Source organism: Stenotrophomonas veracruzanensis, assembly GCF_032911525.1.
GTDB classification, from domain to species: Bacteria; Pseudomonadota; Gammaproteobacteria; order Xanthomonadales; family Xanthomonadaceae; genus Stenotrophomonas; species Stenotrophomonas africana.
The window spans coordinates 1-24,407 of record NZ_JAWJTI010000002.1 but is presented as its reverse complement, the minus strand read 5'-3'; the positions used below and the strand labels follow the sequence as shown (position 1 = coordinate 24,407).

Annotated in this window: 15 protein-coding genes and 1 pseudogene; 5 read left to right on the top strand and 11 right to left on the bottom strand. The window is 65.8% G+C overall.

The annotated features are described in order from the left end of the window. The first annotated feature begins 126 nt into the window (after positions 1 to 126). Entirely contained in the window at positions 127 to 510 is a 384-nt protein-coding gene (locus R1H25_RS01905; RefSeq protein ID WP_317222479.1) for a hypothetical protein, read from the top strand. Between the two features lie 252 nt (positions 511 to 762). Here R1H25_RS01905 and R1H25_RS20340 read toward each other — a convergent pair. The 5 genes and pseudogenes from R1H25_RS20340 to R1H25_RS01880 all read right to left on the bottom strand — a co-directional run. Further along, positions 763 to 1,113: pseudogene (locus tag R1H25_RS20340) on the bottom strand (glycosyltransferase family 9 protein); the annotation flags it as partial. A gap of 290 nt (positions 1,114 to 1,403) precedes the next feature. After that, the gene (locus R1H25_RS01895) at positions 1,404 to 4,472 is read right to left on the bottom strand and encodes a calcium-binding protein (RefSeq protein WP_317222477.1); all 3,069 of its coding nucleotides are present in this window, start codon (positions 4,470 to 4,472) and stop codon (positions 1,404 to 1,406) included. Between the two features lie 262 nt (positions 4,473 to 4,734). Further along, entirely contained in the window at positions 4,735 to 6,156 is a 1,422-nt protein-coding gene (locus R1H25_RS01890; protein WP_317222476.1) for an HlyD family type I secretion periplasmic adaptor subunit, read from the bottom strand. Continuing rightward, positions 6,153 to 8,315, bottom strand: coding sequence for a type I secretion system permease/ATPase (locus tag R1H25_RS01885; RefSeq protein ID WP_317222475.1), 2,163 nt, complete (start codon positions 8,313 to 8,315; stop codon positions 6,153 to 6,155). Before R1H25_RS01885 ends, R1H25_RS01890 begins: the two co-directional genes overlap by 4 nt. A 269-nt stretch (positions 8,316 to 8,584) precedes the next feature. Then, entirely contained in the window at positions 8,585 to 9,157 is a 573-nt protein-coding gene (locus tag R1H25_RS01880; protein WP_043034165.1) for a single-stranded DNA-binding protein, read from the bottom strand. Positions 9,158 to 9,449: 292 nt separating this feature from the next. Here R1H25_RS01880 and R1H25_RS01875 point away from each other — a divergent pair, with 292 nt between their 5' ends. The 3 genes from R1H25_RS01875 (at position 9,450) to R1H25_RS01865 (ending at position 15,112) form a co-directional block, all read left to right on the top strand. After that, the gene (locus R1H25_RS01875) at positions 9,450 to 10,481 is read left to right on the top strand and encodes a LacI family DNA-binding transcriptional regulator (RefSeq protein ID WP_019659374.1); all 1,032 of its coding nucleotides are present in this window, start codon (positions 9,450 to 9,452) and stop codon (positions 10,479 to 10,481) included. A 131-nt stretch (positions 10,482 to 10,612) separates the two neighbouring features. Continuing rightward, entirely contained in the window at positions 10,613 to 11,515 is a 903-nt protein-coding gene (locus tag R1H25_RS01870) for an ABC transporter ATP-binding protein (RefSeq protein WP_317222473.1), read from the top strand. 12 nt (positions 11,516 to 11,527) lie between these two features. Continuing rightward, a complete protein-coding gene (locus tag R1H25_RS01865) occupies positions 11,528 to 15,112 on the top strand; it encodes an ABC transporter permease subunit (RefSeq protein WP_317222472.1) in 3,585 nt (1,194 codons plus the stop codon). A 119-nt stretch (positions 15,113 to 15,231) separates the two neighbouring features. On the opposite strand, the gene R1H25_RS01860 is transcribed toward R1H25_RS01865, so the two are convergent. The 6 genes from R1H25_RS01860 to R1H25_RS01835 all read right to left on the bottom strand — a co-directional run bounded on the left by R1H25_RS01860 (position 15,232) and on the right by R1H25_RS01835 (position 22,075). Next, entirely contained in the window at positions 15,232 to 15,525 is a 294-nt protein-coding gene (locus tag R1H25_RS01860) for a hypothetical protein (protein ID WP_317222471.1), read from the bottom strand. After that, positions 15,522 to 15,986, bottom strand: a complete 465-nt coding sequence (locus R1H25_RS01855; RefSeq protein ID WP_317222470.1) for a GNAT family N-acetyltransferase — start codon at positions 15,984 to 15,986, stop codon at positions 15,522 to 15,524. The genes R1H25_RS01860 and R1H25_RS01855 overlap by 4 nt, the downstream gene beginning before the upstream one ends. Before the next feature lie 151 nt (positions 15,987 to 16,137). Then, positions 16,138 to 16,524 carry an SseB family protein gene (locus R1H25_RS01850; protein WP_317222469.1) on the bottom strand — a complete coding sequence of 129 codons (387 nt, stop codon included), beginning with the start codon at positions 16,522 to 16,524 and terminating at the stop codon, positions 16,138 to 16,140. 159 nt (positions 16,525 to 16,683) lie between these two features. Beyond that, positions 16,684 to 18,399: an alpha-amylase family glycosyl hydrolase gene (locus R1H25_RS01845; RefSeq protein WP_317222468.1), complete on the bottom strand. Its 1,716-nt coding sequence runs from the start codon at positions 18,397 to 18,399 to the stop codon at positions 16,684 to 16,686. Beyond that, positions 18,399 to 19,886: an MFS transporter gene (locus R1H25_RS01840; protein ID WP_049446061.1), complete on the bottom strand. Its 1,488-nt coding sequence runs from the start codon at positions 19,884 to 19,886 to the stop codon at positions 18,399 to 18,401. Before R1H25_RS01840 ends, R1H25_RS01845 begins: the two co-directional genes overlap by 1 nt. Continuing rightward, a complete protein-coding gene (locus tag R1H25_RS01835) occupies positions 19,883 to 22,075 on the bottom strand; it encodes a Six-hairpin glycosidase-like protein (RefSeq protein ID WP_317222467.1) in 2,193 nt (730 codons plus the stop codon). The genes R1H25_RS01840 and R1H25_RS01835 overlap by 4 nt, the downstream gene beginning before the upstream one ends. 237 nt (positions 22,076 to 22,312) lie before the next feature. Here R1H25_RS01835 and R1H25_RS01830 point away from each other — a divergent pair, with 237 nt between their 5' ends. Then, complete coding sequence (locus tag R1H25_RS01830; RefSeq protein ID WP_317222680.1) at positions 22,313 to 24,364, top strand: glycoside hydrolase family 97 protein; 2,052 nt, start codon at positions 22,313 to 22,315, stop codon at positions 24,362 to 24,364. The last annotated feature ends 43 nt before the right edge of the window (positions 24,365 to 24,407 follow it).

The following is a 24,407-nucleotide window of genomic DNA, read 5'->3' as shown; positions in this document are numbered from 1 at the left end:
ATCGCGCAGGCGCGTCAGCCGCCCCTTCAAGGTCGCATTGGCGTGATCCGCGTAGGTTTCCTCGCGCCGCGTACTGCCTTCCACATACGTCCACGAACGCGTTGCGGAGGCGTAAGTCAGGGAATCATGCGCACCATCGCCGGAGGTGGACTGGTAGCTGCCATTCCCAGCGTAGGCAAAGTCCTGGAAGGCGCCATCCCCTGTGTGCAGGCGCATGATGCTGCCTGCGCTGTTCACCGTTCCGGCAAGGAGCTCGACCCGGCGCTCGAAGCCGGTCAGCCATCCGTCCGCGCCCACCTGGCTGGGCAGTCCCTGGCTGTTGTAGGTACGCAGCTGCCCGATCGACATGCCGCGGAACAGGAGCTGTTCATCCTGGCCCTGCAGCACGAGGTTGCCGTTGGCGATGTTCACATACTGGCGAGTGCTGCCTTGCGCGCCGAGGCGTGCGTCGCTGCCCAGCCCCAGGCCGGCCTGCAAAGAACTGTTGAACAGACCCAGACCATTCCCTGAAATCACTGCGGCCATCACTCGCCCTCGAATTGGTGAACAGCCGCGGCTCTCCGTCGGCTCCTTCTCCAGTTATCCAGGGGTGCGCAGAACAGTTTAGGGCGCGGCGCGATCCTGCCTCTGCCGTCCAAGCCCGGACAGCAGGCCATCAATCCTCTCGCAGACCGTATCTGCCCGCAGCGACGCCATGTCCGGTGCACTCGCACAGAAATCGCGTTGCCAGTACGGACCATACTCGGCAGCAGAGGTCGGGCCATACAACCCCACCACCGGCACGCCCAGGGCATCGGCCATATGCACGCAGCCCGTATCCGGACTGACCACGATGTCGGCACGGGTCAGCAGTGCCGGCCAGGTTGTCGGCGAATCCATGCCGACCAGCACGCAATCTGTGGCTGCGCCAATCTGTGAGACGAGCGCCGCCGAAGACCTGGGGCCAATCAGGGCGATCCGGTATCCACGCCCGCGCAGGTGCGCAGCCACCTGCCGCCAGCCCTGCGCGTGCCAGCGCTTGGGCGGATGGTCCGCCCAAGCGCTGAGCAATGCCCAGCCCGGTCCCGGCAATGCGCCGCGTGCCTGCGCCAGGCCACGCACCGGGATCGCCATCCGCTCAGGCTCCACGCCGGTACCGAGCGTGGCCAGCCAGCCATCGGTTCGGTGCTCGCCGCTCCGCCACACCGGCAACAGCGTCCGTGCCGCCGGCGGACCGTTCTGCCGGAATAGCAGGGGTAGCGCCGACACCGCGGCAAAATGCCGCGGCTGCAGCCCCGATATAACCGGCGTGGCGAAACGGCGCGCTGCGGCAATCGCCGGCAGCGCCATCAGCAGGTCACCGAGGTGCAATCCTCCCAACGGGAATACCACCGCCTCCGGAATCGCCGACACGGGCGACGAGCTCATCGCAGCAGCGTGTGCACGGCGAACAGCTGCGTACCCGCCTCCGAGCGGTCCGCATGTGGCTGCAGGAAACGGCTACTTTCGGTAGCCGACATTGCCATCGCAGCAACCAGCTTTCCGACCTCGGCGCCATGGGCGGAAGCCTGCACCGGCAATGCCGAAACGATGCCAGGAGCATCCCATACGGTGCCGTCGGCAAACCAGATTTCATCCAGTGCGGTGGGCCAATCACCTTCCACGGCAGGCAGGAAGTCAACCAGGGTTACGCTGTCGTTGCCACCGTCGAGGGTGAGCACCACATCTCTGCCACTCCTGCTGAGCGTGACGTCGCCTGCGGCGATGCCTGTCCCCATCTGCAGGACATCCCAGAAGGCGCCGTCCGGATCCTGGCTGATGATGCGGTCATGCCCGCTGCCACGCGCGAATACAAAGATGTCGTTGCCTTCGCCGCCATCCAGGATGTCGTTGCCGGTACCGCCATCCAGCACGTCATCTCCGGCACCGCCCTCCAGGGTGTCAGCACCGGCATTGCCGTACAACTGGTCGTTGCCGTCCAGTCCCTGGATCAGATCATTGAGTGCGGTGCCGTACAGATACTGATCGCTGGCGTCGCCGGGCAGCTGCATCTGCAGCAGATCAGACTGCATCCAGCGCGTCCCATCGGCAAACACCACCTCCTGGACCTGATCACCCGGGCCGAAGAAGTTCTGCAATGTTACCGAGTCGCCGTTGGCATGCTGGAGCACCAGATCATCCAGGCGGCTCGACACGCGGATATCCTGGACCGCCACACTGGTGCCGAAGACGACCCGGTCGATATCCGACGCGGTATCACCTGCCGCACTGTTATCGATGATGTCGGTGCCCCAGCCGAGGTCGAAGCGGTAGGTATCGCTGCCGCGGCCACCGACCAGCACATCATGACCGGCTCCGCCGACCAGCGTATCGTCGCCATCGTGCCCATACAGCCAGTCGTTCCCGCCACCAGCATCGAGCAGGTCGGCGAGCGCTCCGCCATGCATCGTCTGGGCTGCAGATGTCCCGATCTGCTGGGCCTGATAGAGATCGGCCAGTGTCCAGATACTGCCATCGCTGAACTGCACTTCATCGATCTGGCGATCCTGTCCCACCGCATCGACGAAGAAGCCACTCACCGTCACCCGGTCCGCCGTGGTCTTGTGCCGAAGCACCAGATCATGCCCGGCACTGGATACCTCCACGTCTTCCGCGCGGATACCGCCAACGAACACGATACGATCCGTATCCAGTCCATCGGCATGCACGTCCAGGTTCAGGATGACATCCTGCCCCCATCCGGGCGCGAACACGTAGGTGTCGTTGCCGGTCCCACCGTCAAGGGTATCGCTGCCACGGCCGCCTTCCAGGAGGTCATCGCCGGCGCCGCCGTTCAAGATGTCATTGCCATCCAGGCCAAGCAGATAGTCATTCGCAAGGCCTCCAGCCAGCGTGTCCGCAAGGCCACCGCCGCGATGCTCGAGCAGGGCCAGCTCGCGCATCTGCGCGGATTCCAGCACGCTGCCATCAGCGAAGCGCAAACGCGACAGGGCCCCGCCATTGAACGCATTCTCGACGAAGATGCTGTCCGCGCTGCCGATCACATCGATTCGCAGCCCGTCGTCCTGCCGCACGAAGGCAAGTTCGGCGCGCCCCAGTCCCACGCCCAGCTCGAGCACATCCAGCCCCTCCGAGCCGGCGGCGCTGATGGTGTCTCCCCCGTCTCCACGCGCAAAGACATAGGTATTGGTGCCCGCCCCGCCTGACAGGCGATCATTGCCTGTACCACCAACCAGTCGGTCATCACCGTCACCACCGTCAAGTTCGTCGTTTCCGCTGCCCCCCTTCAGGAGGTCGTTGCCGGTCCCGCCGCGCAGGACATCTTGGCCGGACCCGCCAATGAGTTCGTCATCACCACCGCCTCCCTCCAACGTGTCATTCCCACCGCCACCATCCAGCACATCGGCGAGCTCGGTGCCGATCATCAGCTGGGCCGTATCATTAGGTGTCAGCACACGCTGGCGAAGCTCGGCCGCGCTCCAGTAAGTGCCATCGGCAAACTTCACACCGTCGATGCCTTCCACCCCCGGCTCGGACGCGATGTAGAAGTTCCGGACGCGGATGCTGTCCGTTGTATTGCCCGCCAGCTTCAGCAGAAGGTCGTCAGCTTCGCGGAAGAGCAGAACGCTGGAGGTCTGGATTCCATTGCTGAACTCGATGAAATCAAGGTCGGCCGCGTTACCCGATGCAGGCTCATCGATCTCGTCGGCACCGAAGCCGACCTCGAACCGATATGTATCGCTGCCATCGCCCCCGGAAAGGCGATCGGCGCCACTACCGCCGATAAGAACATCGTCTCCGCTGTCCCCATAGAGGTCGTCGTCGCCAGAGCCGCCATGAAGGACGTCATTGCCGTCACTTCCTTGGAGTGAGTCGTTGCCATCATCCCCCCAGAGGGTGTCGTCGCCTCCATTTCCGATCAACCAATCGTTGCCACCGCCGCCATGTACTACGTCGTCGCCTTCGGTGCCTGCAAGGCTCTGGCCGGCATCCGTTGGCCTCATTGCCCAATCGTAAAGCTGACCTGCCGTCATTACGACGCCGTCAGCAAAACGAAATTCATGTATCGGATAGGCAGCATCAAGAGAAAAGTCCGACAGCCTAAGGCTGTTGCCAAATGCCTCAAGCACCAGGCCTCCATCCGTGAACGTGAAGCTGAAAGCGGACAGCACCAAGGTGCCGGTGAACTCAACCACATCGCTGCCGGACTGCCCCCATGATGCGATCTCGTCGTTGCCGAAGCCGTTATCGAAACGATAGACATCGTCTCCCTCATCGCCACTCAGGAAGTCGTCGCCTGGACCACCTATCAGCAGATCGTTTCCAGTACCGCCATAGAGCCTGTCCCCCGCGTAGCCGCCCAGCAGAACGTCGTTACCACCTCGTCCATACAGAAGGTCGTAACCATCCAGTCCCTCGAGAACATCGTCATCGTCTGTTCCGTAAAGATTGTCAAAGCTGTCGGTTCCGACGATGTGGTTCGGTTCGCTCATGACTCAGTTCCTGGAGGGGATACAGAAGGGGTAGCGACCAGGATCATCCCGGTGGCAGATAGGGTCCGGGACCCTGCTCCAACGTCAGGGCTCCCACTACCCGTATCCCGGCGAGCGTCACAGGGTTTAGCCCTCACCTCAGCCCAGCCTCGGCGGCCCTCGCGCTTGTTGCGTGACCGACCCTGGCCTGCCAATCGGCGCCGGCGTGCAGAGGTCGCCTGCTGCCGGCCTTCACCTCGTCGGTGCAACTATATGAACGAGACTATCGCTCACGCATCGCTTCGCCCGCATGCTGGCGCAACGGGCTCAACAGGTAGTCGATCACCCGCCGCTTGCCAGTCTTGATCTCCGCATTCAGGTTCATGCCAGCCGTCATCCGCACGCGGACGCCATCGATCTCCAGCATTGCGCTGTCCAGGCGTATCCGCACCGGAAACACCAGGCCAAGCTTTTCGTCCTGCAAGGCGTCATGCGAAACGCTCACCACCCTGCCCGTCAGGTATCCATAGCGCGTGTACGGGAAGCTCTCGACTTTCACAGTCACCGGCTGGCCATTGCGGACAAAACCGACATCCTTGTTGAGGATGCTGGCCTCCACTTCCAGCGCTTCCCCGCTGGGCACCACGGCCAATAGCGGCTGCGCCGGAGTGACCACGCCGCCCACGGTATGCACGGCCAACTGCTGCACGGTGCCATCGACCGGGGCGCGCAGGATCTTCTGCTGGTCACGCTGGCCCGTGCGCGAGACTTCGGGTGTCATCTGGCCGACCTGCTCCTGCGCGGCGCGCAGGCCGTCCAGCGTCTGTTGGCGGAAATCCGCCATCAGCACGCGCAACTCTTCCTCGGCAGCCTGCTGGGCGGACCGGATCTCCCGCAGGCGGTTGCGTTGCGCCAGCAGGTCACGCTCGCCCGCGATGCGCTCCTGCTCGCGAAGCAGATAGTCATGGCGGCCGACGTAGTTGCCTTCCAGCAGGCGGCGATAGTCATCCGCCCGCAACGTAGAGATTCGTGCCGACTCCGCCAATGGCTTGACCGCGGCCTGGGCGGTTTTCCATTCGGCGCGACGCTGTGAGATCACAGCCTGCAGATTATGCTGCTTGGCCTGCAGTGCCTCGTACTGGCTACGCGCCAGCATCTGCTCGGCCAGGACGCGGTCGGCCGGCAGGTCCGGCTCCGCACGGATCACTGGCACTTCACCCGCCTGCACGGCCATGTCCAGTGCCCGCAGGCGCATCGCGGTCATCCGTGCATTCAGCAAGGCGTCGCCGGATTTGACCACATCGGCCGCCGTTGCGGTCGGGTCAAGCTCGATCAGCACCTGCCCTGCCTTCACCACCTGCCCGTCGCGCACCAGGATGCGCCGCACCACGCCGGTTTCCACCGGCTGCACCACCTTGGTGCGCGAGTCGATGACGGTCCTGCCTGGCGCTACCGCGACAATATCGAGCTTGCCGAGGGTGGACCAGAGCAACGCCACGCAGAACAGCGCCATGATGATGCGCAGGGTCCAGCGTGCGGCCGGCGAGGTCGGCGTTTCGACCAGCTCCAGGTGCGCAGGCAGAAACGCACGCTCATCGGCATCGCGCGGCAGCGGATCCAGTGCGTGGCGATTGCGCCAGGCCGCCTTTAACACAGCGACATAGCGTGTGGCGAAATCACCCAGGCCGTCGCGGATGTGCTTCATGCGGCCCCCTGCTGCAGGCGGTGCAGCTGGGCATAGTGGCCACCGGCCCCGGCCAGCAGCTCCTCATGGGTTCCACTTTCGACAATGCGGCCGCGATCGACCACGACGATGCGGTTGGCCCTGCGCACGGTGGACAGGCGATGGGCGATGATGATGACGGTGCGACCCTTGCAGATCTGGCGCATGTTGGCCATCACCGCATGTTCGGACTCGTAGTCGAGCGCGCTGGTCGCTTCGTCCAGGATCAGGATGCGCGGATCGGTGATGAGCGCACGCGCGATCGCCACCCGCTGCCGCTGTCCGCCGGAAAGACCAGCACCATGCTCTCCCACCCGCGTGTCATAGCCTTCGGGCAGTGCGGAGATGAACTCATGCGCACCCGCAAGGGTGGCTGCTTGGATCACCCGATCCAGCGGCATGCCGGGATCGCTCAGCGCGATGTTGTCGCGCACGCTGCGGTTGAACAGGAAATTCTCCTGCAGCACCACGCCCAGCTGCCGCCGCAGCCAGGCGGGGTCGGCCAGGGCCAGGTCATGCCCATCCACCAGCACACGGCCGCGCTCGGGCGTGTACAGGCGCTGGACCAGCTTGGTCAGTGTGCTCTTGCCTGAGCCGGAACGCCCGACGATGCCGATGACCTGCCCGGCCGGGATGTGCAGGTCAATGCCAGCCAGGATCTCGGGTGTATCCGTTCGATAGCGGAATCCGACCTGTTCAAACGTGATGTCACCCCGGATCGGCGGCAGTGCCATGCGGCTGCCCGGCAGTTCGGTACGCGTGTTGAGAATGTCGCCCAGGCGCTGGACCGAGATGCCGACCTGCTGGAACTCCTGCCACAACTGTGCCAGCCGGATGATCGGTGCAGCCACCTGCCCGGACAGCATGTTGAACGCGATAAGCTGGCCCAGTGACAGCCTGCCGTCGATCACCAGCTTCGCGCCCCAGAACAGGATGGCGACACTGACCAGCTTCTGCACCAGCTGCACGCTCTGCTGGCCAACAGTGGCAATCCGGGTGACCGCGAAACCGGCATTCACATAGCCGGCCAACTGATTGTCCCAGGTGCGCGTCACCCGCGGATCGACCGCGCTGGCCTTGACCGTACCGATACCGCTGATCGTCTCGACAAGGAAGGACTGGTTGTCGGCACCGCGTGCGAACTTCTCGTCCAGCCGCTTGCGCAGCACCGGCGTGATACCGGCGGAAATCAGCGCGTAGACCGGCAGTGACATCACCACGATCAGTGTCAGCCAACCGCTGTAGTAGAACATCACGGCGAGGAAGACCACGGTAAAGAACAGGTCGAGTACCGATGTCAGGGCCTGCCCGGTCAGGAAACTGCGTATGTTCTCCAGTTCGCGCACGCGGGCGATGGTGTCACCCACGCGGCGGGACTCGAAATAGGCCAGCGGCAATGCCAGCACATGGCGGAACAGGCGCGCACCAAGTTCGACATCGATCTTGCTGGTGGTGTGGGCGAATACATAGGTACGCAGTCCGCTCAGGACAACGTCGAATACGGCGATCGACACCAGGCCGATCGCGATCACGTCCAGCGTGGTAAGGCCTTGATGCACCAGCACCTTGTCCATCACCACCTGGTAGAACAGGGGAGTTACCAGGGCAAACAGCTGGATGAAGAAGGAGACGACAAAGACCTCCAGCAGCATCTTCCGGTACTTGATGACCGCAGGAATGAACCAGCTGAAATCAAAGCGGGCCAGTTCGCCAAGCACCGACGCCCGCGAGGCCACCTGCAGAAGTCGCCCGCGATAGCGCTGCTGCAGCGCGGGCATGTCGATGGTGCGTGGACGCCGCTGGGTAAGGTCGTGGATCAGCGCCTGGTCGCCGGTGATTCGGGCAATGATGAAGGCGTCGCCGTTGTCACCCAATGCCAGCGCCGGAAGGCTGGTCATCGCCAGGCGAGCCAGCGCTGTCGAACTCACTCTGGCCTTCAGGCCCAGCTTGCGCGCGGCGAGGACCAGCGTCGTCTCGTCCATTGCCGCACTGCCCACTCCAGCATCATGCGCCAGCTGACCCGCGTCAGCGGCAATGCCATGGAATTGAGCAAGCAGCACCAGCCCCCGCAGTGCAAGGTCCTGGTGTTCGTGCGCCCCTTCGTCCCCCGGCACCATAGGTGCCGCGTCTCCCTGTGGCATAACGTTCCCGTGCGCTGCTTCCGTTGAGCGCATCCCCGGAGCGGGAGATTGGGGGGGGGCCAATGCCCTTGTCAAGAGTGTTCAGGAGGGCGGAATCCAGCCGCTGCCGAAGCCACCGTTGAAGCGGGATCGAGCATCCTGCGGAAGGCCGTCAAGCGATACGCGCGAGTGCCCAACGGGTTTCCATCAACGCACTGCGGGCAGAAAAATGGCAGGGAACCGGAGTTCCCTGCCATCGGGTAGATGCACAAGCAGATCGGGATCGTGGCTTAGAACGGAATATCGTCGTCAGCGAAGTCGTCCATCGGCGGAGCCTGCTGCGGCTGCGGACGCTGGTTGCCACCCTGGTTGCCGTAACCACCGCCCTGGTTGCCGCCCTGGTTGCCATAGCCACCGCCCTGGCCGCCACGCTGGCCGCCGCCACCGCCGCCGTACTCCTGGCGCGGAGCCTGCTGGCGCTGCGGGCGATCGCCGCCGTAGTTGCCGCCACCGCCACCGCCGCCTTCACCGCGGCCGCCCAGCATCTGCATTTCATCGGCGATGATGTCGGTGGAGTACTTCTCCACGCCGTCCTGGCCGGTGTACTTGTCATAGCGCAGGCTGCCTTCAACGTAGACCGAGCTGCCCTTGCGCAGGTACTCGCCGGCGATCTCGCCGAGCTTGCCGAAGAACACCACGCGGTGCCATTCGGTGCGCTCCTGCTGGTTGCCATCCTTGTCCTTGCGGACGCTGGTGGTGGCCAGGCTGATGCGGGTGATCGCCATGCCGCCCTGGGTGTACTTCACGTCCGGGTCGTTGCCGAGATTGCCGACCAGGATGACTTTGTTGATGCCGCGCGCCATAGGTACCTTCGTCCGTTGTCCAAGGGCAGACCGCCAGTGATAGCACAGCCCCGGGCGGGGGTGCAGTAGGCGGGGCCGCCCCTGTTGAAATTTGGGGGAATGCGAGAACGATGCATCTTAGCATTGCCGCCGCCATCCGCCCGGCCAGAAGACCCCGGCCGCGCTGGAGGATTGAACTGATTTCCTTGTCCGGCAATGACTTACCCTCGCTTCGGTGGACATCCGGAGGGGCATTCGCGTCTACCCATGGCATCATGCCCGGGCACCTTTCCCCTGCCCCCTCCGCGTGCCCATGACGATCAAAGGCAAAGCCACCTCCCTGGACATCGCCCACCTGGCCGGGGTCTCCCAGCCGACCGTGTCGCGGGCCCTGCGGGGCAGCCCGATGGTCAACGCCGAGACCCGCGAGCGCATCCTGCGCATCGCCCGCGAACTGAACTACAAGGTCGACAAGAACGCCTCCAGCCTGCGCCTGCGCAACGCCGGCACGCTGGCCCTGCTGTTCTTCGAGGACCCGACCAACGACGACTCGCTGATCAACCCGTTCTTCCACTCGATGCTGGGCTCGATCACCCGTGCCTGCGCCCTGCATGGGCAGGACCTGCTGGTCTCGTTCCAGCAGCTGTCCACCGACTGGCAGGCCGATTACGAGGACAGCAACAAGGCCGACGGCATCATCCTGCTCGGCTACGGCGACTACCACGAATCGCGCGACCGCCTGCAGCGGCTGGTCGAACAGGGCACGCACTTCGTGCGCTGGGGCGCCGCCCTGCCCGGCCAGCCGGGCGTGTCGATCGGCAGCGACAACTTCCAGGGCGGGCATGACATCACCACCCACCTGCTGCAGCAGGGCTGCCGCCGCATCGCCTTCCTCGGCCATGCCTCCAGCCATTACCCCGAATTCCAGGAACGCTACCGCGGCCACGTCGCGGCCCTGCAGGACCACGGCCTGGCCGCCGAACCGGCGCTGCAGCACGATGCGATCACCACCGAGGCTTCCGGCCAGGAGGCCTGCCAGGCGCTGCTGGCGCGTGGCGAGCCGATCGATGCGATCTGCGCCGCCAGCGACCTGATCGCAATCGGTGCGATGCGCGCCCTGCGCGAGGCCGGGCTACGGGTGCCGCAGGACGTGGCGGTGACCGGCTTCGACGACATCCCGCTGGCGGCCTCGGTGTCCCCGGCGCTGACCACGGTGCAGCAGGACACCAAGCAGGCCGGCCAGCTGCTGGTGGAGCGCCTGCTGGCGTTGATCGGCCGACAGCCGGTGCAGAGCCAGAGCATCCCGGTGAAGCTGGTGGTGCGGGAATCGTCGCTGCGCCGGTAAGCGCCACCAGGCCTTACGCCACGCCTCAACGTGCGACGGCGGAATTCTTCCCCCATGACCAACGGCGGATGCGCACGGAAGCCGATGCGCGGATAACGCGCAGACATCGCCCATGGAAAGGTGTACGTCGCATGCTGAAGATCGATTCGCTGTCCAAGACGTACGCCAACGGCGTGCATGCCCTCAACAACGTCAACCTGGACATCCCGCGGGGCATGTTCGGCCTGCTCGGCCCCAACGGCGCCGGCAAGTCGTCGCTGATGCGCACGCTGTCCACCCTGCAGGAAGCCGACAGCGGCACGGCGACGCTCAGCATTCCAAGCGAGGCGCCGATCGACGTGCTGCGCGACAAGGACGCGGTGCGCCGCCGGCTGGGCTACCTGCCGCAGGATTTCGGCGTGTACCCGAAAGTCAGCGCGCTGGACCTGCTGGAACACTTCGCCGCACTCAAGGGCCTGACCCAGCGCGCGCAGCGCCGCGAGGTGGTCGATGGGCTGCTGCAGCAGGTGAACCTGTGGGACGCCCGCAAGCGCAAGCTGGGCACCTACTCCGGGGGCATGCGCCAGCGCTTCGGCATCGCCCAGGCGCTGCTGGGAGACCCGCGGCTGGTGATCGTCGATGAGCCCACCGCCGGCCTCGACCCGGAAGAACGCAACCGCTTCCTCAACCTGCTGGCGGCCATCGGCGAGAACGTGGCGGTGATCCTGTCCACCCACATCGTCGAGGACGTGACCGATCTGTGCCCGACGATGGCGATCATGAACAAGGGCCAGGTGCTGCTGACCGGCCGCCCCAGCGAAGCGATCGACGCCCTGCAGCACCAGGTCTGGCGCAAGCAGGTCGATCCTTCGGAACTGGCCGACCACGAGGCACGCTACGTGGTGCTGTCCACCCGCCTGGTCGGTGGCCGCCCGGTGATCCACGTGCACAGCGCCAACGACCCCGGCGACGGCTTCGCGGCCGTGGCTCCCGACCTCGAGGACGTGTACTTCCAGCGCCTGCGCCTGCAGGCCCGTGCCCGCGCGGCGGCCTGAGCGGAGCACCCCATGATCCTCAACTTCTTCCGCTTCGAGCTGCGCGAGCAGCTGCGTTCCCCACTGCTGTGGCTGCTGGCCGGGCTGTTCGCCCTGCTTGCCTTCGCCGCCGCCTCCAGCGACGCCGTGCAGATCGGTGGCGGCGCCGGCAACGTGCACAGCAACGCGCCCACCGTGATCGCGCAGATGCTGGGCATCTTCACCCTGCTCGGCATGCTGGTCACCGCGCTGTTCGTCAGCAATGCGCTGCTGCGTGACTTCGAGCTCGGCACCGCCGAACTGATCTTCGCCAGCCCGGTGAAGCGCCGCGACTATCTGGCCGGGCGCATCGCTGCCGCCCTGGCGGCCGGCCTGCTGGTCTACGTGCTGATCGCGTTTGGCCTATGGCTGGCGCCGTTCATGCCCTGGGTCGATCCCGAACGCATGGGCCCGATCAGCTGGCAGGGCTATGCGTGGACGTTCGCGGTCATCATCATTCCGAACCTGTTGTTCACCACCGCACTGCTGTCGCTGCTGGCAGCGCTGACCCGCTCGATCCTGTGGGTCTACATCGGCCTGGTGGCCTACCTGGTCTTGTACGGCGCCAGCGCGGCCCTGCTGCGCGACATCGACAATACGTGGATCGCGGTGCTGAGCGAACCGCTGGGCATGCGCGCACTCGGCCGTACCATCCGCTACTGGTCCACCGCCGAACGCAACAACGGGATTCCCGAGCTGGCCGGTTACCTGCTGGCCAATCGCGCCCTGTGGTTGGGCGTAGCTGCCGCGCTGTTCGCCGCCACCTTCGCGCTGTTCCGCACCGAACGCAGCGGCAGCGGTCGTCGGCGCTGGGGCCGCAGGCAGGTGCAACCGGTTGCCGATGCCACCGGCGTCCGCCCGAGCCGCGCAACACTGCCGCGCGTGATTCCGGCATTCACCGCCACTACCGCGTGGCAGCAGTTCCTGCGCCAGGTCCGCTTCGATACACGCGGCGTCCTGCGCAGCGTGCCGTTCATCGTGCTGCTGGTGCTGGGCCTGGCCAACTTCCTGCCCAGCGCGCTGTTCCGGCAGACCCTGTACGGCACCTCGATCTGGCCGGTCACCTCGCAGATGATCATGGGCCTGCAGGGTGCCTTCAGCTGGCTGCTGGTGATCATTGTGCTGTTCTTCGCCGGTGAGCTGGTCTGGAAGGAACGCAGTGCGCGCATCAATGAAGTGACCGATGCCATGCCGGTGCCGAACTGGGTGCCGCTGCTGGCCAAGTTCACCGCACTGCTGGCGGTGATCGTCTGCTTCCAGGCGGCCGGCGCGCTGGCGGCAATGGGCGTGCAGCTGGCCAAGGGCTACACGCATCTGGAGCCGCTGCTGTACCTGCGCAGCCTGGCGCTGGATTCGGTGGTCTACATCCTGATGGGCGGCCTGGCGCTGGTGCTGCAGGTGCTCACCAACAACAAGTTCGTCGGTTATGCGCTGCTGATCGTGGTGATGATCGGCCAGGGCGTGCTCGGCCTGCTCGACTACACGCAGAACCTGTACAACTTCGGCAGCTGGCCCAACGCGCCCTATTCGGACATGAACGGCTACGGCCACTTCCTCACCGGGCAACTGGCGTTCCAGGGCTACTGGGCGCTGTTCCTGCTGACTTTGATGTGCCTGGCGTCGGCCTTCTGGGTACGAGGTGTCAGCCAAGGCCTGCGCCAGCGCCTGGCCTTGGCCGGCCGTCGCCTGCGCGGCCCGACCGGTGCCTTCGCCGCAGTGGCCGCCCTGGCCTTTGTCGCCGTGGGCGGCTGGCTGTACTGGAGCACCAACATCCGCAACGAGTTCGTCTCGCCCGACCAGCAGCTGGACCTGCAGGCCCGCTACGAGCGCGAGCTGTCGAAGTACCGCAACCTGCCGCAGCCCCGCATCGTGGCGGTGGACAACCGCGTGGACCTGTCCCCCGAATCGCAGTCGATGGTGATCGATGCGAACTGGACGATCCGCAATCTCCACGCGCAGCCGATCCCGGAACTGCATGTCTCGATGGGTGATGACAAACAGCTGGTAGCCGCCGATCTTGGCGGACAGACGATGGCCTTCCATGACAAGGACCTGGGGTATCGCATCTACCGGCTGGACAAGCCTCTGCAACCGGGCGAAAGCCGACGTGTCCATTTCCGGGTGGTGCAGAAATCCAATGGCATCACCGCCGGCCAGGCGCCGAGCAACATCGTGGGCAACGGCACGTTCTTCAACAGCCGCGTACTGCCGTCGTTCGGCTACAACGAGGGCGCGGAGATCACCGACCGCAACGAGCGGCGCAAGCGCGACGTGGGTGAGCCGCGGCGCATGCCCAAGCTGGAAGACGAAGCCGCGCGTGCCAACACGTACATAGCCAACGATGCCGACTGGCTCGACTTCCGCACCACGATCTGCACGGCACCCGACCAGGTGGCGCTGGCCCCGGGCTATCTGCAGCATGAGAGCACGGTCAATGGCCGGCGCTGCTTCAGCTATGCCATGGATCGACCGATGCTGAACTTCTACGCCTATCTGTCGGCGCGCTGGGAGGTGCGCAAGGCAAAGTACAAGGACATCCCGATCGAGGTCTACTTCGATCCGGCGCACGGCTACAACGTGGACCGGATGATCGAAGCGGTGCAGAAGTCGCTGGCCTACTACGAAGCGAACTTCACGCCCTACCAGCACCGGCAGGTACGCATCATCGAGTTCCCGGGCTATGCCCGCTTCGCGCAGTCGTTCGCCAATACCATCCCCTACTCCGAGGCCATCGGTTTCATCGCCGACCTGCGTGACCCGGACAAGGTGGACTACGTGTTCTACGTGACCGCGCACGAGATCGCGCACCAGTGGTGGGCGCACCAGGTGATCGGTGCCAACGTGCAGGGCACCACGGTGCTGTCCGAATCGTTGTCGCAGTATTCGGCACTGATGGTGATGGAGCAGGAGTACGGCCGCCAGCACATGCGTCAGTTCCTCAAGCGCGAACTGGACGGCTACCTGTCCGGCCGCGGCGGCGAGGCCATCGAGGAACAGCCGCTGGAGCGCGTGGAAAACCAGCAGTACATCCACTACCAGAAGGGTTCGCTGGTGTTCTACCGGCTGCGTGAAGAGATCGGCGAAGTGGCCCTGAACCGTGCGTTGAAGCGCTTCCTGCAGGACAAGGGCTACCAGCAGCCGCCGTACACCACCTCACGCGAACTGCTGGGCTACATCCGTGCCGAGACCCCGGCCGACCGCCAGCAGCTGGTCACTGACCTGTTCGAGAAGATCAGCTTCTACGACAACCGCGTGATGGCCGCCAGCGCCCGCAAGCGTGCTGACGGTCGCTACGACGTGACCCTGGACCTGCATGCCAGCAAGCAGTATGCCGATGGCAAGGGCAAGGAGACCGCCGGCAAGATGGATGACTGGGTGGAGATCGGCGTGTTCGCCAATGGGCCGTCGGGCAAGGAGCGCGACCAGAAGGTGCTGTACCTGCAGCGCCACCACATCACCAGCGCCGATCCGGAGATCACGGTGGCGGTGGATGAAAAGCCGGACGAAGCAGGCTTCGATCCCTACAACAAGCTGATCGACCGGGTGAGCGATGACAACAGGCGCAAGGTGACGATGTGAGGTAACGGGGCGCCGGCCTATGCGCCGGCGCTCCACGCAACACGTGCAGGGTTGGCTTGGCTCGCCCTACTGTAATGCCGAGCCATGCTCGGCACATTGTCCACGACAGCCGCGAAGGTTCAGCGCACGGGGGCCTTAGGCCCCAGCAACGCCAGCAGCACATAGACCACGATCGAGGCGACGGTGCCAAGCGCTGCCGGCAACCCGAATGCCCACGCTGACCGGCCCTGCTGGCGTGCCCACTGGGCCAGATGCCAAGCCGCGCCCAGGTTGATCAGCCAGGCAACGACGAACACCGGCCACAGCACCATGCCCACCGCGCGCAGCACGGGCATGGACACCAGCGCGGCAACGATCGCCGCGATCAGGAAGATCAGCGCAGAGTGGGAATGACGCGATGTGGATGCGTTCATGCGGCCAACCTGCGCACCATCACCAACACGCGATAGCTGCGGTTGTCGGCTTCCTGCAGTGGCTTCCAGCCCAGCCGAGCGTACAGGCCGCCATCCAGCGCTTCGGTCTGTAGATACAACTCGGAAACGCCCATCCGAACCGCCTGCGCCGCTGCCTGCTCGACCAGCCCACTGGCCAGCCCGCGGCCCCGATGGCTATCGGCCACGAACACGCTGCCCAGCCAGTGCTCATACTGCGGGAATGCCTGCATCTCCCTGCGCTTGAGCTGCACGGCACCAACCAACTGGTCTCCATCGAAGGCGGCGATCAGGTGCGGGAAACCTCCGGCGTCCTGCGGCGGATTGAGCCGCTGCAGTTCCTGTTCCAGCGACAGGCCCGCGTCCTGGCCCCATTGTGCGTGGTACCACTCGGCCAGTTGCTGCCGTTCCGGTGCGCCAGCGGGTAATACCTTGAATTCCATGGCAATGCCTTGATCCCGAGATTGCCCAAGAGGATCACGGACGGCGCTCGAAGGGAAGCCCTCTGTGGAGTCGAGCCATGCTCGACTCATCAGGCCATGCGCGAAAGGCAGTCGAGCATGGCTCGACTCTACAGGAACCGCAGGCGGCAACTCAGCCCTGCGCGAAGTCCTTCAGGATCTCGCCGACGCCGCTGGGCGAGATCTCGAAGCCCAGTGGCGTACCCGGGTTGATCACGACACCGTAGCCACCCGGCACGCGGCGCAGCACGTCCAGCATCAGCCAGCGGATCTGGTGTTCGGCCTGCTGGCTGTAGACGCCCACCCGCGACGGGTCGGTGAACACGGCCACGTGCAGGGTGCCCTGCTTGTCGAACAGCAGCGGGTCGAAGCCACTGCCGTCGGGGGTGACCAGGCTGCCGGTCAGCAGCACCACCTCGGAGGCGACGAAGGCCTCCATGAAAGCGCGGATCGGCACCGCCCCGTCCATCGCCGCCTTCAGCAGGGTTTCGATCGGGGTCTGCGGGGCGAGGTCGGTCATAGGGGTACGGCAGGGCGTGAGGGGTGCCTATTGTAGAGTCGAGCTTGCTCGACTGCTCGAAGAGCGTGCCAACCAAGGTTGGCACCTACCAGAGCGGGAGTGCCAACCAAGGTTGGCACCCACCAGAGCGGAAGCGCCGGGCCATGCCCGGCGGCGCCCTCAGCGCCCCAGACGCTGGTCCCGCACCCTCTGGTCAGCCATCGCCTTGTTCAGCTCGGCCTGCAGCGCCGGCTGCTGCACGGCGGCATCCAGCACATACACCTTCACCCCGTGCGCGGGCACTTCGGCCTTCAGGGAGGCATCCACCTGCAACGAACCGCCGTCCAGTGCATCGCGCCAGCGGCCGGACTGGACGTAACGCGCCACGGTGAAGGTCCTCGCCTGGTCACCTTTGTTCAGCAGCACCAGCGCGGTCTGCGCCACGTCGCCGTGCTGCAGCACGCGGAAGAACGCCGCCTCGTCACCCTGCAGGCGCTCGTTCACCTGCAGGCCCCGCTGCAGCGCCGGGGTGGCTTCACGCAACCGGGCGATACGCTGCAGCGGCGCGAAGATCGGACTCTTCGGCGCAGCATCCACACGTGGCTGGCCGAAGTACGCGCGATTGCCGGCATGCTCGGCACGGCCACGCATGAAGCCCGTCTCCGAACCGTAATAGACCACCGGAATGCCGCGCGCGGTGAACAGCCAGTTGTGCGCATCGATGAAGCCATCGTCGCTGGCCTGCAGGCGCGGCATGTCGTGGTTGTCGTAGAAGCTCATCAGCTCGTACGGGTTGGCGTACGGTCCGCCGCTCAGGTGCAGCGGCTCGGCCAGTGTCTCAAAGCCCTTGCCGGCGGTGCCGAAGGTCTGCTCCAGCGCGCCGCGCAATGGGAAATCGAGCACGCTGACATTGGCGTTGGCGGGCAAGGTGTGCTCGGCGATGCGCGCGGCATCGTAGTCGAACGCTTCGCCAAACATGAACATGCCCGGGTGCTCGGCACGGATGCGCTTGACGAAGGCATGCCACCACGGGTGCGGCAGCCAGCCGATGGTGTCGATGCGCAACGCGTCCACGCCCTGCGCGGTCCATTGCAGGTAGGCACCGACCAGGTAGTCCATCACCGCCGGATTGTCCTGGTTGAAGTCGGACAGCTCAGCCAGGTTGCCATCGAAGATCGAGCCATCCTTGCTGTCGACCGGTCCAATGTTGTTGTAGAACGCGTGCAGCGGGTTGTGCTTCGGATCCAGTTTCTGCGGCGGCAGGTTCTGGTGGTCGGCGATCAGTTTTCCGTCCTTGTCGAAGATCTGGCCGAACTGCGGCTGTCGCGTCGGCATGGTCCAGGCCGGCGAGCCGTGGTTGCCCACGATATCCAGCACCACCTTCAAGCCAGCACCGTGCAGGCCCTTGGTCAACCCGGCGAAATCCAGGTCTTTGCTGGGCAGGTGCTCATCAAGTTTGTAGAAGTTGATACCCCAGTACCCGTGGTAGCCGGTCTTGCCGCGGTCGGTCAGTGTGCTGGTGCAGCTGATCGGCTTGCTGCCGGTGAACGCCTCGTCCGGATTGTCCACGATCGGCGTGATCCATACCGCGCCGAAACCGAGGTTGCGGATGTACTGCGCGTTATCGAGCACGCCGCGGAAATCACCACCGAGGTAGCCGATGTTGCCGTCCACCTTGTCCGGGCACGGCACCGGGATGTCGAAGGTACGGTGCTTGCCGCCCTGGTCGCGGTGATCGTTGGACGGATCGCCGTTGACGAAGCGGTCGGTGACCACGAAGTACACCGCATCGCTGGCGAACGGTTCGGTGGTACCCACATAGTCCGGGCGTGGCGCGGCCGCCGCATGGCCGGCCAGCAGTACCAGGGAAACAGCAACAGACAGCACACCGCGCATCACACCACCTCCGGACGGGACGGAACCCGCAGCACGCACAGGCCGGCCAGGAACAGGCTGCAGCCGCCCAGCACCAGCACATGCATCGGCTGGCCACCCAGCCATGCGCGCAGGGCAAAGCCAAGCGCACTGGCCGCCACCAGCTGCGGGATCACGATGAAGAAATTGAAGATGCCCATGTACACACCCATCTTCGACGCCGGCACGCTGTCGGACAGCAGTGCATACGGCAACGACAGGATCGAAGCCCAGGCAAAGCCCACACCAACCATCGACAGCAGCAGCCAGTGCGGGTCGCGGATGAACATCAGCGAGACCAGGCCGGCGCCGCCCAGCCACAGGTTGACCAGGTGGCTCCAGCGCAGGCCGATCGCACGCACCATCGGCGGAATCAGCACCGCCGCCAGCGCAGCGAAGCCGTTGTAGGCGCCAAACAGCACGCCCACCCAGTTGGCACCTTCGTTGTAGGCGGCCGACTGTGGATCGGTCGAACCGAAGTGGGTACCGGCCACCGCAGCGGTGGTGTAGATCCACATGGCGAACAGCGCGAACCACGAGAAGAACTGCACCCACGCCAGGCGGCGCATGGTGACCGGCATCGCGCGCAGGTCGCCGACGATGGCGGCCAGCATATGCGTGGCCGGTAGCGCGCGCGCGGCCGCCAGCAGCAGGCCGTAGCCGGCGCACAGGCCGGCCAGCACGTACAGCATCCGGTCGCCCTGCCGCCACGCGATCAGCAGCGCCAGCAGCACGCCCAGCCCCAGCCATACGGCCACCTGCGCCCACGGTGCCGGGCCGTTGATCGCGGCCGCCGCGTGATGCGCCGGCGGCTCTGCATCATCGAAGCCGGCCAGTTCCACCGGTGAGTACTCGCGGGTGCTGACTACGGTCCAGGTGATCGCGGCCAGCAGCACCACCGCGCCGAAGTAGAACGCATAGCGCACGGTGTCCGGGACTTCACCTGCGGCGGCCGTATTGGCGACCCCGAAGTGGGCCAGGATGAAGGGCAGGAAGCTGGCGACGATGGCGCCCACGCCGATGAAGAAGCTCTGCATCGCGTAGCCGGCCGGACGCTGGCGTGGCGCCAGCTGGTCACCGACGAAGGCACGGAACGGCTCCATCGATACGTTGATCGAGGCATCCAGTACCCACAGCGTGCCGGCCGCGATCCACAGCGTCGGCGAATTCGGCATCACCAGCAGCGCCAGCGTGGTCAGCACCGCACCGATCATGAAGTACGGACGGCGGCGCCCCCAGCGCGTCCAGGTGCGGTCGGACAGGTAGCCGATTACCGGCTGCACCAGCAGGCCGGTCAGCGGCGCGGCGATCCACAATCCTGGTACCGCGTCGATGTCCGCGCCCAGTGTCTCGAAGATGCGGCTGGCATTGGCGTTCTGCAGGGCGAATCCGAACTGGATGCCGAGGAAGCCGAAGCACATGTTCCAGATCTGCCAGAACGACAGCTGCGGTTTTGCCGTGCGATTCATCGTGCGCCCTCTGCCATCGCCACGGGTGCTACCGTCAGCGCCTGCACCTGGGCCTGGTTGAGCACGCCATCGCGCCCGCCCTTGCCCCCGGTGTAGTGCGCGAAGTGCTGCAGCGCGCTCATGTTGAAGCCTTCTTCAAGCGCGACCGTGCACCGGCCCTTGGGCACAGCGAACGTTGCCGAGGTCGAGTCCTGCACCGCCACGCTGTGCGGCAGCGTAACCGTATGCCGCTGCAACGGCTGGCCCGGGCACTGCAGCACCAGCTGCTTCACCGAAGCGGTGACGCCGGTGTTGATCGGCCCATTCGGGTTGCTGTATTGCAGGCGCAGGCGCACCTGCCCGGCCTTGGCCGAGGTGAACTGCCAGCGATCCTCGCCCTTCAGCACCTGCTGCGGACCGACGCAGACCGTCGGGCTGTGCAGCGATTCCAATGCGCTGTCGCGCCGGGTCAGGCTGAGGCAATGCTGCAGGCCATCGTCACTGATGTGCGCCTGGCCGTTGCTGGCGGCGACAACCGTGCCGTCCATCCACAGCACCTGCTCGGCTGCCACTGGAACGTTCCAGCCCGCGCCATTGCGCAGGGCCTGCGGCGCCGCCGGTGTTGCCGGCGCACGCGCGTTGGCATCCGCAGTCGTGGCAGCGAAACCGGCTGCTGCCGGGGCCGCGACCAGCTGCACCGTGGTGGTCGCGCCACGCGTGGTGGTTCTGCCGGCCACCAGCAGGCCATCGCCCAGGTTCTGCGGGCGCTCCAGCACATAGCGCTTGCCGTTGGCTTCCAAAGTGATGCGGGGGTGCGTGCCGAACAGTTCCGGCACCAGTACGGCCGGCAGCTTGGGCTGCACGCGGCCATCGTCCTGCACGCCGAATACGCCTTCGACCACCATCGACAGATAGCCAGCCACCGACCACAGCTGGCGTTCGGAATTGACCACCGGGCCGCTCAGTGCGCCCTCCTCCACATGCACGGCCTGGCTGACCAGCTCGTAGTTCTCCATGTTGGAGCCGGCCAGCGCGGCGCCCTGCATCAACGAGCGGATTTCGGCGGCGATGCGCGGCGCATCATCCAGCTGCCGCGCCGCGCGCAGCGAGTACGCACTGACGAACGGCCAGATCGCGCGATTGTGGTAGATCGGCTGTTGCGCCTCCTGCGGCCAGACCACCGGGCTGCCGGCCGGTCCCATCGGGTAGGCGGCCAGCGCACGGCGCGCGCGTTCCGGGGGCAGCACCTCGGCCAGTACGCCCAGCGACAGGCCGAGCAGATCGACCTTGGCATACGGCACCGGGTGCGCCGCTTCGCCGATGTAGCTCATGTACTGACCGATGTCCTCGCGCCAGAAGCGCGCGTCGATCTGCCGTGCCAACGCATCGGCCCATGCCTTGTAGTCGGCCACGCGGGCATCGCCGCGCTGGCCTGCCAGGCGTTCGGCCAGGCGCAGTGCCTGATAGTGCAGCACGTTGGTGGATAGTGCGTAGGAATCGCCGATGAAGCGCACGTCCTCACGGGTCCAGTCCGGATAGGTCTGCTCGCGCCAGTCCAGGAACGAGGTCTCGCCGCGATAGAGGCCCATCTGCTCATCGAAGACCATCGCGCGATCCTGCGCCAGCGTGCCCTGCAGTGCCTGCCAGACCTGATCGGAAAACGCGCGATCCTCCAGCAGGTGACGCGCCGCCAGGAACCACACCACGCGGTCGCTGCTGATCGGCCAGCTGCCACCGGAACCAGTGTCCTGCGCCACGAACAAGCCGGGCGTGTGCCCGTCGCGCGCCGCCGACAGCTTGAACTGCAGCGACTGCCGCGTGCGTTGCGGGTCCAGCCGCGCCAGCGCCAGATCGGCGGCGAAGCTGACATCGCGGGTCCACACGTAGGGCCAGCGCGCGCCGGTCTGGAAGCATTCGCACGGCACCGGCCGGCCTTCGTCAAACGACGGATCGCGGATCGCGTCCACGCGGTCCTGGTCCATCTCCTGCTGGGCCAGCGCGAACAACGCATCGAACATCACGCTGCCGCTCTGGCTGCGCATCGGCATGGGCGCGATATGCACCTCACCTTTCGGCGCATGCAGCACGAAGCTGCCCTTGGCAGCGGCTTCGGCACGCGCATGACGGCCGTCGAATTGCAGGTCGGCCGCCTGCGCGGTCGATCCCAGCGCTGCCCCCAGGGCAGCGGTCAGGCAAATGATCTTCAGCATCGAAGCGGCGGACCGGCTTGCGCCCGTCGGCCTCCCTCCCTCTCTGCACGCGTTGTAGGTCCGCACCACCATTGCCGGTGGACGGGCGCGGCCCCTCCCTCAAGGTGCCTTGGCCCCATGGTAGACGCGGGGCTGTCGGCTGCGTCCATCTGCATACGTATTCATGGCGCTGTGCGGTAGCGCGCCGGCTGCGCTGGCTTATGGTCCGGGTCTGCCAACGGCGCCTTGGGAGGGGAACTGCCGATGTCACCCACTGCTGTACGCGCGGCAATCGCGCACCTGCTCGGCCTGGCCCTGCTGGCCTGGGCCACGCTGGCACAGGCCGCGCCACAGGTCGCCAGCGTCGAATCACCGGGCAAGGTGCTCAAGGTCAGCCTCGTGCTGGACGGCGGCACCGCCCGCTACCGCCTCGAGCGTTTCGGCGAGCCCGTGGTGGAGGATTCGAAGCTCGGCTTCGCCCTGCGCGATGGCCGCCTGGACCGCGATTTCGCCGTGCTTGGCCAGCAGCGGCGCAGCGTCGACGACAGTTGGGAGCAGCCGTGGGGCGAGCGCCGGCTCACCCGCAACCACTTCAACGAGCTGACCGTGCAGCTGGCCGAGACCACCGGCAGCAAGCGCCGGCTGGATGTGGTGTTCCGCGTCTACGACGATGGCGTTGGCTTCCGCTATGTGTTCCCCGAGCAGCCGAACCTGCGCGAAGCCATCATCGATGACGAACTGACCGAGTTCGCCATCGCGCAGGATTCCACCGCCTGGTGGATTCCCGCCGGCGAACCGATCCACTACGAATACCTGTACCAGCGCACGCCACTGCGCGAGGTGCCGCTGGTGCATACGCCGATGACCCTGCGCAGCCGCGATGGCCTGCACGTGGCGATCCACGAGGCCGCACTGGTGGACTACGCCGGCATGTGGCTGCGGCGCACAGAAGGACAACGCCTGCGCGCACAGCTGTCACCCTCGGCCGAAGGCTGGAAGGTGCGCCGCACCCTGCCCTTCGCCACGCCGTGGCGCACGCTGCAGATCGCCGACCGTGCCGGTGGCCTGGTCGAATCGGACCTGATCCTCAACCTCAACGAACCCAATGCGCTGGGCGATGTGAGCTGGGTGAAGCCGGCCAAGTACCTCGGCGTGTGGTGGTCGATGCACCTGGACAACGAAAGCTGGGCGACCGGGCCGAAGCATGCGGCCACCACCGCCAAAACGAAGAGGGTGATCGACTTCGCCGCCGCGCATGGCTTCCGTGGCGTGCTGGTGGAAGGCTGGAACCCGGGCTGGGATGGCAACTGGGTCGGCAACGGCTACGACTTCGACTTCACCCGCGCCACGCCGGACTTCGATATCGAAGCGCTGTCAGCGTATGGCCTGAAGAAGGGTGTGCATCTGATCGGCCACCACGAGACCGGCTGTGCCATCGAGCATTACGATGACCAGCTGGGTGCCGCACTGGACCTGTATGCGCGGCTGGGCGTGGACCAGTTCAAGACCGGCTACGTCTGCGACGACGGCCAGGTCGACCGCCGCAATCCGGCCGGTGGCCCGCTGTGGCGCGAGTGGCACGACGGCCAATTCATGGCCCGCCACCACCTGAAGGTGGTGCAGGAGGCCGCGCGCCGGCACCTGTCGGTGAACCCGCATGAGCCGATCAAGGACACCGGCCTGCGCCGCACCTACCCCAACTGGATCTCGCGCGAAGGCGCACGCGGCATGGAGTACAACGCCTGGGGCCAGCCGCCCAACCCACCGGAGCACGAGGTCAACCTGGTGTTCACCCGCATGCTGGCCGGGCCGATGGATTACACCCCCGGCATCCTCAGCCTGAAGGGCCGCCACGGCCAGGCCATTCCCAGCACGCTGGCACGGCAGCTGGCGCTGTACGTGGTGCTGTACAGCCCGATCCAGATGGCCGCCGACCTGCCCGAGCACTACCTGCAGCATCGCGAGGCGTTCCGCTTCATCGAGGACGTGGCGGTGGACTGGGAGCAGAGCCGCGTGCTCGATGGCGAAGTGGGTGACTACGTGACAATCGTGCGCCGCGACCGCAACAGCCGCGACTGGTTCCTCGGCAGCATCACCGACGAGCACGGCCGTGTGCTGCCGGTATCGCTGGGCTTCCTGGAACCGGGCGTGCGCTACCGCGCCGACGTCTACCGCGATGGCGAGGGCGCGGACTTCCGCAGCAATCCGTTCGCGTTCATGCGCGAAACCCGCGAAGTGACCAGCGCCGATGCACTGACGCTGGTGCTGGCACCAGGCGGTGGGCAAGCCATTCGTTTCACACCACTTTGAATGCACCGGTAGTGGGGGGGGGGGGGGGGGGGGGGGGGGGGGG